Origin of the sequence: Anoxybacteroides rupiense, from assembly GCF_014196195.1 — a bacterium.
Taxonomy (GTDB): domain Bacteria; phylum Bacillota; class Bacilli; order Bacillales; family Anoxybacillaceae; genus Anoxybacteroides; species Anoxybacteroides rupiense.
The window spans coordinates 44,529-57,613 of record NZ_JACIDF010000003.1 but is presented as its reverse complement, the minus strand read 5'-3'; the positions used below and the strand labels follow the sequence as shown (position 1 = coordinate 57,613).

Sequence of the window (13,085 nt, the reverse complement as noted above, 5' to 3'; positions counted from 1 at the left end):
ACCCTTAAAATTCGATATAAACCTAATTAGATATATATCGAATTAATGGCGTATTGTCAATAAAAAATAAAAAACATTCGGAAGAACTCCGAATGTTTTAGACAGCGGCTTTTGTTTCGATTGGACTTTCTTGCTTAAGCTTGCGGTCATAAATCGCTGTCGTCAAAATGGCAATAAGAACAAAAACAAACAGGATCGCAAGCAGTGGCTTCATTCCAGCATGATCCACAACCAAACCGCCAAGAACTGGACCGATCATTCGTCCTGCCGTTGCCGTGCTGTTCACAATTCCTTGATAAAATCCTTCCTTTTCCTGTGATGCCAGCTGGCTGGCCACGGTTGGAATCGCGGGCCAAACCATGATTTCAGCGATGGTCAACACAACCATCGCGGCAACAAAGTGCCAAAATGCACTCGCCTTCCATAAAATCAAAAAGGAAAGGGCAAAAATAAAAAAGCCAACGATCATTTGCGGCTTCAGTTGATTGGACCAACGGCTTAACAGTTTTCCAAGAAGCGGTTGCGCCAGCACAATCAGCACTCCGTTTATGGTCCAAAGCAGGCTATATTGCCTTAATGAAAGGCCAAGCTGTTGGGTGTAAGCCGCAACAGTCGTAGACCATTGAACATAGCTTAGCCAGCATAAAAAATAACCGGTGCATAAAATCAAAAACGCACGCCACGCCGTTCGTGAATGTATAGAGACAGAAGCAGCATTTTTAATGGATGGCTTTTGCCCACTCTTCCATTGAACAGCCTTTAATCCAAAAAGAACAACAACCAAAAACAAAAGGTACATAAGAGTATTTGTGATGAAAATCCACTCAAACGAATAAGAAGCAATCCAGCCACCGAAGGATGAGCCAGCGGCTACCCCAATGTTGATCGCCACGTAGACTGCATTGAACGCCCTTCTTCCTCCTTCTGGCCAAATTGCGCCTGCATAAGCATTCACAACCGGAAAAACAATGCCAGATCCCAATCCGATCACGGCAAGTAAGATAGGATAAGCAGGCCATCCATGGAAAAAAACGAGAAAAACAATGGCCACTAAAGTCGTCACCGCTCCTAGCATTAATGACCGAAAGCCGCCCCATTTATCAAATAAAATCCCACCGAGCAGATTGCCAACGATCGTCGCAGCAGAATTCAGCATGAGCACAACCCCAGCTACCGCCAAAGATTTATGCAGCTCTTCATGAACATAAATCGCATTTAAGGGCCATAAAAAAGAAGCCCCTGTTACGTAAAAAACCATCCCAATCAGCAGCATCCAAAGCTCACGGGGCATACAAGTTCCTCCTAAAATGATTTCCATTTCCAAATTCATTGTATTCGTTTTTCAAAATTAACGCAATCAAAAAGCAATAGCGGCTTTGATACACATGGCGGCGATATAGAAATAAACTCGTGGGCCCAAAACTCATGGTCAGGAGGCAAGCGGTGCTTACCTCAGCCACGCCAAAACGCCGAAAGCGGACGATCGGCTGCTTACATAGGGAACAAAATATAGAAGCACCCAAGTTCTATCGCTCATCTCATCGGTGCAGGCAATGCCTAAAAAAATGGAGCTCGATTTTTTCTCCTTTCTGTTCAAGCTTTTACAACGCTTCCTTTCCACAAAAAAGAGCTTGCCTATACATAAAAATAGGAAGCTCCTTGAACTCTTATGATTCAATATGCTGTTTCGATTTTTGCGGCTGTCCGCCCGTTTGCTCATACGCTTTTTTAGACTGTTTGACGGGGTCAAACTCTTTTCCTAATTCGGGATCGTTATGTCTCGTGGTTTGTTCGGGATTGTTTTGCTTGGAACGTTTTTTCATGTTACCGGTTCCTCCTTTTTTAGTGATCCAGCAAAATCATGTCATTTTGCAGCTGCTCCAATTGCAATCGCATACGATGCAGCTGTTCACGCTGCTGGGCATTACAGCTTAAAGCCAAATGAGCTAAATCGTTTACTGTATTTTCAAGCATTTGCTGGGCATTCGTGTATTCCGTATCGTTATAATGCTCTTGCTTTTGCGCTTGATAATATTGATCCTTCGCATAGCGAACGACATCCTCACAATGCTGTAAAAATTGTTCAACTGATTGCCGCGTTGCCATTCTGTCCCCTCCAACTGAAAAATAATCATTTTCCACTTTTAATGTGCGCGATTCTTGTTTCCATTATGACGTTAATGATTGGCAACGGTCGATTTTTCATAAAAATCATGCTACAATGCTGAAATGACATGATGCAAACAAAAGGGGGATGCTCATGAACCCATTTCCATATACGACAGACCATAAACGCTACCATACATGGAACTATCACCTGCGACAAACATTTGGTCATAAAGTGTTCAAAGTTTCACTTGATGGAGGCTTTGATTGCCCTAATCGCGATGGCACAGTGGCTTATGGCGGATGTACCTTTTGCAGTGCAGCCGGTTCTGGCGATTTCGCAGGAAATCGTTCGGATGATTTAGTGACTCAATTCCATCATATTAAAGAAAAAATGCATGCTAAATGGAAGGAAGGGAAATATTTAGCCTACTTCCAAGCTTTCACCAATACACATGCTCCTGTTGAAGTGCTGCGCCAAAAATATGAAACCGTGCTAGGCCTAGACGGGGTCGTCGGTCTATCGATTGCCACCCGCCCCGATTGTTTGCCAGATGATGTCGTCGAATATTTAGCAGAATTAAATGAGAGAACGTATTTATGGGTCGAGCTTGGCCTGCAAACCGTCCATGAACGAACAGCGCTGCTTATTAACCGGGCTCACGATTTTTCTTGCTATGTAGAAGGAGTCAAGAAGCTTCGCAAGCACGGGATTCGCGTTTGCACTCATATTATCAACGGATTGCCGCTCGAGAATTATGATATGATGATGGAAACAGCTAAAACAGTGGCTGAGTTAGATGTCCAAGGAATTAAGATTCACTTGCTGCATTTGCTAAAAGGAACGCCAATGGTGAAGCAATATGAAAAAGGATTGCTGAAGTTTTTATCTTTTGATGAATATATCCAGCTTGTTTGCGACCAGCTCGAAATTTTGCCTCCTGAAATGATCGTCCATCGCATTACTGGAGACGGTCCCATTGATTTAATGATCGGGCCGATGTGGAGCGTTCATAAATGGGGGGTTTTAAATGCTATTGACGCCGAACTGAAAAAACGCAATAGCTATCAAGGGAAATACTGCACAAAGGAAGGGACAGCGATATGAAGCTTGCACGCATTCTCCCGTTTGCCCGTTCGCTGATTGACTTAGCGGTAAAAAAAGGAGACATCGCCGTCGATGCAACGGTCGGAAACGGCCACGACACTCTATATTTAGCAGAACGTGTCGGAAAAGAGGGGCATGTGTTTGGCTTCGATATTCAAGCACAAGCCATTCAAAACACAATGGGACGCCTACAAGAGCATGGTGTAATGGAGCAAGTGACATTGTTTCAAGCGAGCCATGACCAATTAATTGAAAAGATTCCGCAGCGCCATCACGGTCAGATCACCGCCGCCATTTTCAATCTCGGCTACTTGCCTGGCGGTGATAAACAAATTGTAACAAAGCCGCATTCCACCATTCGAGCGCTCGAACAGCTATTACAAATCATGGCACCGGAAGGCATCATCGTTTTGGTTATTTATCACGGGCATCCCGAAGGAGCGATTGAACGGGATGCATTGCTTAAGTATGTGCAAACATTAGATCAAAAGCAGGCCCATGTATTGCGATATGAGTTTATCAATCAAATCAACAGCCCTCCATTTATTGTAGCCATTGAAAAAAGATAAAAGTCCCACAAGCGTTGATCATCCAAGAACGGCAACAGCCCCATCCATTTGCCCGCAAAGCGTTCTTTGTTTAAGAAGGGATTGCCGACTACAAAAAAAGCGTGGAATCCAGCAAGGCCGATTCGTTTTATTGGTTGATCCACACACTTAGCTCAGCTTCATTCTTTGTCTGTTCAATGTTTGATGCGGAATGGATGAAGTTCAAAATAAATAGAAGACCAACTCAAAATGGACTTCGTCTACCATAAAAAGGGCTGTCCAAGCTATGGACAGCCCTTTACTTTGTCCATTTCTGCCATGCTCGATACATGCGTCCATTCCAATAAAAAAAGTGAGAAATAGCTCCGCCGCAACGGATCAAACGCTTAGCCAATCTTTGTACTTCGCGCTGTTCATTCACCTTTCCATCTGATAAATACAGACCTAGTAACCCGCGGTGAATCAAACGATGAAAAGCTCCATGCGGCAGCTCCTCCACATGGCGATCCGCCTCCTCGATAAAATGACAAAGCCGTTCAAATAAAGCCGCGTCATTCGGATAATAAAAGCAAAAATTCAGATCTCCGCCGTTACGGTCCTCTTCTTGATCAATAAAATAATCAAGCAAAATGTGCAGTCCCTGAATATAAGGAAAATAACCGTTACGGACGCGCAAAGCCATCTCATCGTTAAACGAATCGGTAAATGCGTAGGCAACTAGGCAAAAAATTCCAAGAGTCGAACCGGAACAAGCGGAAAATTCATACCACTCCATCGGTGGAAGATGATGTTTATGCTCTTCAAACCACCGTTCAAGGCGCGGTACCCGTTCTTCTTGCTTCACATGCTTATGTACTTGCAAATTGCAATAATAGCCTGCCAGCTCCTGCAAAAATGGAGCAATAATGTGATAATGCTTCACTTGTTTCAGCACATTTTGGCAGGTATGAACAAGCTCCCAAAGGTAGCCGCCATCATTTTGTTCATTGCGATGGCGATAATAATTGAAAGGAATCGCGTCAGTCCGCAGCGCATCTGGCATCGAAGCATGCAATGTTTGAAAATCAAGCGGGTCAAGCGATGTGCTGCGGTCACATAAATTATCAAGATAATCGCTAATGGTTTGGTAAGCTACAATAAAACGGATACAGGGCGCTATATCCTCTTCAGCCAATAACGCTAAAATAGAACCTCCCTCACAATGAAAGGTTTTCGTTTCAATACTGGCCAGCGCTTGCCTTCGCAGCTCCGGATCAGGAATTGCCTCGGCTTTTCGCTTCCAATATGCTAATTCGCGGTGTACGACAGGAAATACATCGCGATAAACTCTCCTCATTAAAGAAACTGGATGCTTCGGAATACTCAACAAGCTCACCCCAACCTCATGCCGTTTACAATGTTTTTTGCAGCTGCAGCTGCGTTTCTAAAAATGCCTTTGCGTATAAAAAGACCGCTTCACGCTCCGGTTCATTAAAAATTTCGTGATATAGTAAATTCCATTCCTTATACACCTTTTCTGATACTGGCAATTTGTCAAACCATTCTTTTACAACTACTTTATCCACAATTTTATCGTTTCCGCCCTGCATGAGCAACAATGGAATATCGGAAATTTTATGAATTTTGCGAGAGGCCATTTGCATCGCTTTCACTAATTCACGATACCAGCGAACAGATACCTTCGTGACATAGAGGGAATCATTTTTATCCATCTCGCGTACTTCTTCATTTCTTGTCGCTGCTTCTACTGACAGTCCTGAGTCAAACAGCATGGAAGGAGCGATATGGTTTAATACCTTCGATAATAGATCCAAGCCTTTAGACGGATAAGTGACTAACCCTAAGCAAGGTGAAGATAAAATCGCGCCTTTGACGGGCAAGCGTTTCTCCTGCAAAGCACGGATGACCACAAGTCCCCCCATGCTATGCCCAAGCAAAAAAATCGGCAACTGAAAAGCTTGGGCGGCCTTAATCCAGTCTGCGACTTCATTGATATACTCATCAAATGATCCAATATGCCCTCTTTTCCTTCTCGTCGTGGTTCCCTGTCCTGGGAGGTCACCCATCACTACGTGAAAGCCATGTAAACGGAACATCTCGATCAGCCATTTATAGCGGCCATGATGCTCAGCCGCACCGTGAACGATAACCACCACCGATTTTGCCTGCTCTGCTTCCCATTTCCACATGCCAAAATCCCCCTTTCGCATTTACGAATATAAAAAAAGTTTGTACACTTATAGTAAATACATACCTTCATCAGAAGAAAGGAAGAAGTCCATGATTTATCCGTATAAAGATAAGCATCCGCAAATTGCAGAATCAGCGTTTATCGCCGATTATGTAACGATTACCGGCGATGTGATCATCGGTGAAGAAACAAGCATCTGGTTTAATACGGTCATCCGAGGCGATGTCGCTCCGACAAAAATCGGCAATCGCGTCAATATTCAAGATAACTCGATTTTGCATCAAAGTCCAAATAATCCGCTCATTATTGAAGATGACGTCACCGTCGGACATCAAGTCATTTTGCATAGCGCGATCATTCGTAAAAATGCGTTAATTGGCATGGGCTCTATTATTTTGGATGGAGCCGAAATTGGTGAAGGGGCATTTATCGGTGCAGGCAGCCTTGTCCCGCAAGGCAAAAAAATTCCGCCGCGAACGTTGGCGTTTGGGCGTCCTGCTAAAGTGATTCGCGAGCTGACAGAAGAGGATGAAAAAGAAATGAGCCGCATCCGCCGCGAATATGTGGAAAAAGGCCAATACTACAAATCGCTGCAGCTTCGCGCGAAAGAATCTTCTGACTGATAGGGATGATTCACTATTTTCAAAAGACCCGATCATCATCTTTTCGCTTCGCTTAAAAATTCTCCTTTTTTTCACTGAGAATATGATATGATAGGGTATGAATTTTGAAAACAAGGGAGAAAACAGCATGTCGTCTAGTCTTATTTTATTGCTTGCGCTCATCGTTCTTTTACTTGGAGCCATTACGATTTATTTGCTAAGAACGGGCTGGAAAATGATTGTTGTCGCCTTTTGCCTGGCCATGCTAGCATTGGTGATGCTTCGTCAGCATGAATTTAAAGCGGCGATTAATCGTTGGAAACAACTGGATTTCATGAAAGAGGAAGCGAGCTTGCGCCGGGTCGTTTCCACTTTTATTGAAGAGGACATCAAACCTTTCGTTTTGCTCGATGTCCCGCTGATCTCTCAGCTTCCTGAGCTGCCGCGCGGCTGTGAAGTAACTAGTCTCGCTATGCTTCTGCAAGACGCTGGAGTGAAAGTCGACAAGATCACCTTGGCAAAGCAAGTAAAAAAGGACCCGACTCCGTTTCAACGGCGAAATGGCAAAGTATACTTTGGAAATCCGCATGATGGATTTGTCGGCGATATGTATTCTCTAACTACTCCGGGACTGGGGGTATATCACGAACCAATTGAACAGCTCGCCAAGAAATATTTGCCGCATCGAATTGTCAATTTAACCGGCAGCGATTTTAGTGAGCTGCAAAAATATCTTTCTCAAGGCTCGCCCATTTGGATCATTACAAACAGCACATTCAAAAAGCTCCCAGCCTCCGCCTTCCGCGAGTGGGATACTCCAAGCGGCCCTATTCAAATCACCTACTACGAGCATTCTGTTGTGATTACTGGATATGATAAGGACTATATTTATTTTAACGACCCGCTGAAAAAGACAAAAAATCAAAAAGCACCCAAAGCCGAGTTTTTAGATGCTTGGGTGCAAATGGGAAGACAAGCAATCACTTATCAATCGGATTAGATTGATAATGGTTGTTTGTCTTTTTTATATAAATAGGAAAAATCATACTTTTTTTCAACATAAACCTGATGCCAAATTAAAAAGGCAAACACAGTCCAAAGCTTTCGGCTATTGTCTGCTTTTCCTGCACAGTGCTCATCAAGAAGACGATACAGCTGATTTTTATGGAATAAATAATCCGTATCGCTCTCTTTAATTAAATTTTTCGCCCAATCATGCATTTCATTTTTCAACCAATGGCGAATCGGAACTGGGAACCCAAGTTTTTTACGGTGTAAAACGTGGTCAGGAACAATACCTTCTGCTGCTTTTCGCAAAATATACTTCGTTGTCTGCTGCGCCGTTTTCCATTCAGGAGCGATTTTGGCTGCTACCGCAAACACCGCTTTATCTAAAAATGGAACACGCAGCTCCAGCGAATGCGCCATTGTCATTTTATCCGCTTTTAATAAAATGTCTCCGCGAAGCCATGTATGGATATCGACATACTGCATCCGATTGACAGGCGGATAATCCGGCGTTTCCTGATAAAGAGAAGCCGTAATATTCGTATACTCCAGTCCACTACGATAACTTTTCAGCAAGCTTTGCTTTTCTGCTTCACTGTACATTTTCGCATTGCCGATATATCGTTCCTCCATCGGTGTTAAACCGCGTTCAATAAAGCTTTTCCCTTTTACTCCATCAGGAAGAATGCGGGCAATCATTCGCAATGCTGACTTCGCCGCCTGAGGCATTCGTTCAAAAACCTCCAGCGATTGCGGCTCACGGTAAATATTGTAGCCGCCAAATAACTCGTCAGCCCCTTCTCCTGAAAGGACAACGGTTACGTGCTTTCTTGCCTCGCGAGCAACGAAATAAAGCGGAACAGCCGCCGGATCAGCAAGCGGATCGTCCATATGCCACATAATTTTTGGAAGTTCATCCATATATTCTTGAGGAGAGATGACATAGCTAATATTTTCGACTCCCAGTTTTTCCGCCGTTTCCTTCGCTACGTCAATCTCGCTGAATCCTTCACGCTCAAAGCCAACAGAAAACGTCTTAATGTTGGGATGAAATTGCTTGGCAATCGAAGCAATAAGCGATGAATCAATTCCTCCTGATAAAAATGATCCGACAGGCACATCGCTGCGCATATGCACCTTCACCGAATCAAATAATACTTCGCGAATTTCTTTTACAAGCTCATCTTCAGATTGAACAACGGGCTGAAAGTTCGCTTTCCAATAGCGATGGATCGTCAATGGTTCGCCAATTTTCTTTTGGATATAGTGGCCAGGCTCCAGCTTGCGGATTCCGGCAGACATCGTCATCGGTTCAGGGACATATTGAAATGTTAAGTAGTGCTGCAATGCTTCATAGTCAAGTAAATCATTTTCTATCGCATGCAAAATGCTTTTTTTCTCCGATGCAAAAAAGGTGCGGTCTTCCTCTTCCATATAGAAGAATGGCTTGATTCCAAAAGGATCCCGAGCGGCAAAAACCGCTTTTTCTTCCTTGTCCCAAATGACAAAGGCAAACATGCCGCGCAGCTTTTCGACCGCTTTTTCTTTTTCATGGCTATATAAAGCAATAATGACTTCTGTATCGGAGTGGGTCGCAAATGGATATCCTTTTTGCAATAATTCATCACGCAGTTCAATATAGTTGTAAATTTCACCGTTAAAAATAATCCAATATTTTTCGTTTTCATACGATAACGGCTGATGACCAGCTTCTAAATCGATAATGCTGAGACGTCTAAAGCCGAAATGAACATGTTCATCAAAAAAATATCCATCATCGTCAGGACCGCGATGAGTAATCATGTCATTCATTTCTTCAAACGTTTTTTTCCATTGTTCATCAAGTGTTTTTGGATGATCATGGACACAACCTATAAAACCGCACATGCCGTTTCACCTACTTCTTTATATTCAACTCGAAAATTATACCACAGATTTGGACATTTGGAACGTTACATTTATTTTAACCATTGATTACAATAAATTAGTCGAACCTTATCAACATTCGTTGCAAATCAAACAGAAAAGAGAAAGAGAGCTACATATTCATGTAACTCTCTTTTGATGCCTTATCACTTGGCCAATGCAAGAGCCTGCTCTTTTAACGCTTCCGCTTTGTCTGTGCGCTCCCATGGAAGATCCACATCCGCGCGGCCAAAGTGACCATAGGCCGCCGTTTGTTTGTAAATCGGACGGCGCAAATCAAGCATTTTAATAATGCCAGCAGGACGAAGATCAAAGTTATTGCGCACCACTTCAATTAAAATGTCTTCAGATACCTTTCCTGTGCCAAATGTATCAATGGCGATGGACACTGGTTTTGCCACGCCGATTGCATAGGCTAGCTGCACTTCGCATTTTTCAGCAAGGCCAGCAGCGACAATATTTTTAGCGACATAACGCGCAGCATAGGCTGCCGAACGGTCAACCTTTGTCGGATCTTTTCCTGAAAACGCGCCACCGCCGTGGCGAGCATAGCCTCCATATGTGTCAACAATGATTTTACGGCCTGTTAATCCAGCGTCTCCCTGTGGACCGCCGATCACAAAACGACCTGTTGGATTGATAAAGTATTTTGTATTTTCGTCGATTAATTCCGCTGGAACAACTGGTTGAATCACATGTTCTTTAATATTGCGCACGATTTGCTCCTGCGTAATTTCTGGATGATGCTGTGTCGAAACAACAATCGTGTCGATGCGTACCGGCTTGCCATTTTCATCGTATTCCACTGTTACTTGCGTTTTGCCATCTGGACGCAAATACGGCAAAATATCTTCTTTGCGCACTTCTGAGAGACGGCGAGCTAATTTGTGCGCCAGCGAAATCGGCAGAGGCATAAGCTCTTTTGTTTCATTGCAAGCAAATCCAAACATCAATCCTTGGTCGCCCGCGCCAATCGCTTCGATTTCTTCGTCAGTCATCTGACCTTCACGCGCCTCTAATGCCTGGTCAACACCCATGGCAATATCAGGTGATTGCTCGTCGATCGATGTCAATACTGCGCATGTATCAGCATCAAAGCCAAATTTCGCACGAGTATAACCAATTTCGCGAACCGTATCGCGAACGATTTTCGGAATATCCACATATGTGGATGTCGTAATTTCTCCGCTCACTAATACAAGACCCGTTGTTACGCTTGTTTCGCATGCTACGCGGGCATTTGGATCTTTTGCTAAAATCGCATCTAAAATCGCGTCGGAAATTTGGTCGCAAATTTTATCAGGATGGCCTTCTGTAACAGATTCAGAAGTGAATAAACGGCGTTTGGCTGACATTCGTTGTTTTCCTCCTCTTATGTTCATGTTTGAGAGACGCCGCCTTTTGCGCCTCTGATCACTGAAAAATTGATACGGCACTCATTCCCCCGCTTATATAAACGAAAAAACCTTTCCTTCGATATCGAGGAAAGGTGATTTGCTTTCATATCGCGCCTTTCACTCTTATCGTTCAAGGGCTATGCCTTGCCACAGGTTAGCACCATTTCACATGTATAATTGTTGTGACGGTTGCTGGGTTTCATTGGGCCTGTCCCTCCACCAACTCGGGATAAGAGTAACCGTTCAATATGTTATCATAGCTTAATCAACAAAAAAAAGTCAACATGATTCGGCAAAATTTTTTCATGTTGCACAGGGTAATTTTCTCCATATGTATTTGCAACAAAATAGACAAAAAATAAACGTGAAAAATTACGTTAAATAGTATGGACTAATTATTTAAATGTGTTATACTAATTTCAGGTTTATAACTTTACAAAAAGGTAGGTTTTGTAGATGAGCATTGTTGATGTTACCAATAAGTTGAATATACTGCTCCAACGGCAAAACATACAGCAAAATTTGTCTGTTTCTCAACTAGTAGAAAAAGTTCTTGAGCGCAAAGAAGGAATGCTGACAGCGACTGGCGCGGTTGCCACTACAACTGGAAAATATACGGGACGTTCACCAAAAGATAAATATATTGTAGCGGAAGCCTCCACAAAAGAAAAAATCGATTGGGGCACAGTTAATCAACCGATTTCCGAAGAAGTCTTTGATCAATTATATCATAAAGTCATCGACTATTTAATGCAAAAAGATGAGATATTCGTATTCAAAGGCTTCGCTGGAGCTGATCCGGCCTATCGCCTGCCTATTCAGGTTATCAATGAATTTGCTTGGCACAATTTATTCGCACATCAGCTTTTTATCCGTCCGACACAGGAAGAGCTGGAAACACACGATGCACAGTTCACAGTCATTTCCGCACCAAACTTCAAAGCGGATCCAGCTGTCGATGGAACAAAATCAGAAACGTTTATTATCATTTCGTTTGAACGCCGCATCGTGCTCATTGGCGGTACTGAATATGCGGGAGAAATTAAAAAATCCATTTTCTCTGTGATGAATTTCCTTCTTCCAGAGCAAAACATTTTACCAATGCACTGCTCGGCAAACGTCGGTCCAGAAGGAGATGTCGCACTATTTTTCGGATTATCAGGAACCGGAAAAACGACGCTTTCTGCCGATCCGAAGCGCCGTTTAATTGGAGACGATGAACATGGCTGGTCCAATAGCGGAGTGTTTAACATTGAGGGCGGCTGCTATGCAAAATGCATCAATCTTTCACGTGAAAAAGAGCCGCAAATCTTTGATGCGATCCGCTTTGGCGCTGTACTGGAAAACGTCGTTCTAGATGAAAACACACGCATTCCTGACTACGACAACGCAACGTTGACCGAAAATACGCGCGCAGCGTATCCGATTCAATCGATCGACAATATTGTTGATCCAAGCGTCGCTGGCCATCCGGCAACTATCGTGTTCTTGACAGCTGACGCATTCGGCGTTTTACCGCCAATCAGCAAGCTTACAAAAGAACAAGCGATGTATCATTTCTTGAGCGGCTATACAAGCAAATTGGCTGGCACAGAACGCGGCATTACGTCACCGCAAGCAACGTTCTCGACTTGCTTTGGAGCTCCGTTCCTACCGCTTCCAGCAACACGTTATGCAGAAATGCTCGGCAAAAAAATCGACGAGCATCAAGTACAAGTGTTTTTAGTGAATACAGGCTGGACCGGTGGGGAATACGGAGTCGGCAGCCGCATGAAACTGCAATATACGCGAGCAATGGTGCAAGCAGCCCTTGAAGGGGAGTTGAACAACGTCGAAACGGTACAAGATCCAATTTTTGGGTTGCAAATTCCGGCGCATGTTCCTGGAGTGCCTGATGAAGTATTGCTTCCAAAAAATACGTGGGCTGATCAAGAAGCATACGAGCAAAAAGCAAAAGATCTTGCCGCAAAATTCCGTGAAAACTTCAAAAAATTTACGAATGTCGATCCAAGCATTGAAAAGCTTGGCGGACCAATTGCTTAATATTTAGGGGGCATCTTCCGTCGTGTAGATCCCCCCTTTTTTTGTACATGTAGCAACCCTAAAACTTGCATAAACCTCTCCCACCTCCATTTCGTTAAGAGGGAGAAGACTTCTCGGTCCATGTGTTAAAATTCCTCTTCACCCATTTTGGTCCTG

The 13,085-nt window shown here is 43.5% G+C and carries 12 protein-coding genes and 1 riboswitch; of the genes, 5 read left to right on the top strand and 7 right to left on the bottom strand.

Annotation, left to right across the window (positions count from 1 at the left end; translation table 11 throughout):
* Window positions 1–97: 97 nt before the first annotated feature.
* The 3 genes from GGQ95_RS06255 to GGQ95_RS06245 form a co-directional block, all read right to left on the bottom strand.
* Window positions 98–1,291: an MDR family MFS transporter gene (locus GGQ95_RS06255; protein ID WP_080862035.1), complete on the bottom strand. Its 1,194-nt coding sequence runs from the start codon at window positions 1,289–1,291 to the stop codon at window positions 98–100.
* Between the two features lie 376 nt (window positions 1,292–1,667).
* Window positions 1,668–1,823, bottom strand: coding sequence for a glycogen biosynthesis protein GlgD (locus GGQ95_RS06250; RefSeq protein ID WP_066150075.1), 156 nt, complete (start codon window positions 1,821–1,823; stop codon window positions 1,668–1,670).
* A gap of 19 nt (window positions 1,824–1,842) precedes the next feature.
* Window positions 1,843–2,106: a YtzC family protein gene (locus GGQ95_RS06245; RefSeq protein WP_066150072.1), complete on the bottom strand. Its 264-nt coding sequence runs from the start codon at window positions 2,104–2,106 to the stop codon at window positions 1,843–1,845.
* Between the two features lie 154 nt (window positions 2,107–2,260).
* On the opposite strand from GGQ95_RS06245, the gene mnmL reads away from it, so the two are divergent.
* Window positions 2,261–3,214: a tRNA modification radical SAM protein MnmL/YtqA gene (gene mnmL, locus GGQ95_RS06240; protein WP_080862034.1), complete on the top strand. Its 954-nt coding sequence runs from the start codon at window positions 2,261–2,263 to the stop codon at window positions 3,212–3,214.
* Window positions 3,211–3,783, top strand: a complete 573-nt coding sequence (mnmM, locus tag GGQ95_RS06235; RefSeq protein ID WP_159720287.1) for a tRNA 5-(aminomethyl)-2-thiouridylate-methyltransferase MnmM — start codon at window positions 3,211–3,213, stop codon at window positions 3,781–3,783. The genes mnmL and mnmM overlap by 4 nt, the downstream gene beginning before the upstream one ends.
* A 277-nt stretch (window positions 3,784–4,060) precedes the next feature.
* Here mnmM and tbcS read toward each other — a convergent pair whose 3' ends face one another.
* Window positions 4,061–5,128, bottom strand: coding sequence for a tetraprenyl-beta-curcumene synthase (tbcS, locus tag GGQ95_RS06230; protein WP_183186492.1), 1,068 nt, complete (start codon window positions 5,126–5,128; stop codon window positions 4,061–4,063).
* A gap of 25 nt (window positions 5,129–5,153) precedes the next feature.
* Window positions 5,154–5,951 carry an alpha/beta hydrolase gene (locus GGQ95_RS06225; RefSeq protein WP_183186491.1) on the bottom strand — a complete coding sequence of 266 codons (798 nt, stop codon included), beginning with the start codon at window positions 5,949–5,951 and terminating at the stop codon, window positions 5,154–5,156.
* 91 nt (window positions 5,952–6,042) lie between these two features.
* Between GGQ95_RS06225 and GGQ95_RS06220 the strand changes: the two genes are divergently transcribed.
* On the top strand, window positions 6,043–6,576 hold the full coding sequence (locus tag GGQ95_RS06220) for a gamma carbonic anhydrase (protein ID WP_044745866.1): 534 nt from the start codon (window positions 6,043–6,045) through the stop codon (window positions 6,574–6,576).
* A 127-nt stretch (window positions 6,577–6,703) separates the two neighbouring features.
* Window positions 6,704–7,555 (top strand): C39 family peptidase, encoded by an 852-nt coding sequence (locus GGQ95_RS06215; protein WP_066150059.1) that lies wholly within the window; start codon window positions 6,704–6,706, stop codon window positions 7,553–7,555.
* Here the strand turns inward: GGQ95_RS06215 and asnB are convergent.
* Together asnB and metK are read right to left on the bottom strand one after the other, a co-directional pair.
* Window positions 7,552–9,450: an asparagine synthase (glutamine-hydrolyzing) gene (gene asnB, locus GGQ95_RS06210; RefSeq protein ID WP_183186490.1), complete on the bottom strand. Its 1,899-nt coding sequence runs from the start codon at window positions 9,448–9,450 to the stop codon at window positions 7,552–7,554. The genes GGQ95_RS06215 and asnB overlap by 4 nt on opposite strands.
* A 185-nt stretch (window positions 9,451–9,635) precedes the next feature.
* Window positions 9,636–10,844, bottom strand: coding sequence for a methionine adenosyltransferase (metK, locus tag GGQ95_RS06205; RefSeq protein ID WP_044745863.1), 1,209 nt, complete (start codon window positions 10,842–10,844; stop codon window positions 9,636–9,638).
* A gap of 162 nt (window positions 10,845–11,006) precedes the next feature.
* A riboswitch (SAM riboswitch) is annotated at window positions 11,007–11,122 on the bottom strand.
* 220 nt (window positions 11,123–11,342) lie between these two features.
* On the opposite strand from metK, the gene pckA reads away from it, so the two are divergent.
* Window positions 11,343–12,929, top strand: coding sequence for a phosphoenolpyruvate carboxykinase (ATP) (pckA, locus tag GGQ95_RS06200; RefSeq protein WP_159720288.1), 1,587 nt, complete (start codon window positions 11,343–11,345; stop codon window positions 12,927–12,929).
* Window positions 12,930–13,085: the final 156 nt, after the last annotated feature.

Excerpts from the sequence above, each read along its gene's own strand:
- GGQ95_RS06225 (WP_183186491.1), bottom strand. The coding sequence starts at position 5,951 with ATGTGGAAATGGGAAGCAGAGCAGGCAAAATCGGTGGTGGTTATCGTT.
- GGQ95_RS06255 (WP_080862035.1), bottom strand. The coding sequence starts at position 1,291 with ATGCCCCGTGAGCTTTGGATGCTGCTGATTGGGATGGTTTTTTACGTA.
- pckA (WP_159720288.1), top strand. The coding sequence starts at position 11,343 with ATGAGCATTGTTGATGTTACCAATAAGTTGAATATACTGCTCCAACGG.
- GGQ95_RS06215 (WP_066150059.1), top strand. The coding sequence starts at position 6,704 with ATGTCGTCTAGTCTTATTTTATTGCTTGCGCTCATCGTTCTTTTACTT.
- mnmM (WP_159720287.1), top strand. The coding sequence starts at position 3,211 with ATGAAGCTTGCACGCATTCTCCCGTTTGCCCGTTCGCTGATTGACTTA.
- GGQ95_RS06245 (WP_066150072.1), bottom strand. The coding sequence starts at position 2,106 with ATGGCAACGCGGCAATCAGTTGAACAATTTTTACAGCATTGTGAGGAT.
- mnmL (WP_080862034.1), top strand. The coding sequence starts at position 2,261 with ATGAACCCATTTCCATATACGACAGACCATAAACGCTACCATACATGG.
- GGQ95_RS06250 (WP_066150075.1), bottom strand. The coding sequence starts at position 1,823 with ATGAAAAAACGTTCCAAGCAAAACAATCCCGAACAAACCACGAGACAT.
- metK (WP_044745863.1), bottom strand. The coding sequence starts at position 10,844 with ATGTCAGCCAAACGCCGTTTATTCACTTCTGAATCTGTTACAGAAGGC.
- GGQ95_RS06220 (WP_044745866.1), top strand. The coding sequence starts at position 6,043 with ATGATTTATCCGTATAAAGATAAGCATCCGCAAATTGCAGAATCAGCG.
- asnB (WP_183186490.1), bottom strand. The coding sequence starts at position 9,450 with ATGTGCGGTTTTATAGGTTGTGTCCATGATCATCCAAAAACACTTGAT.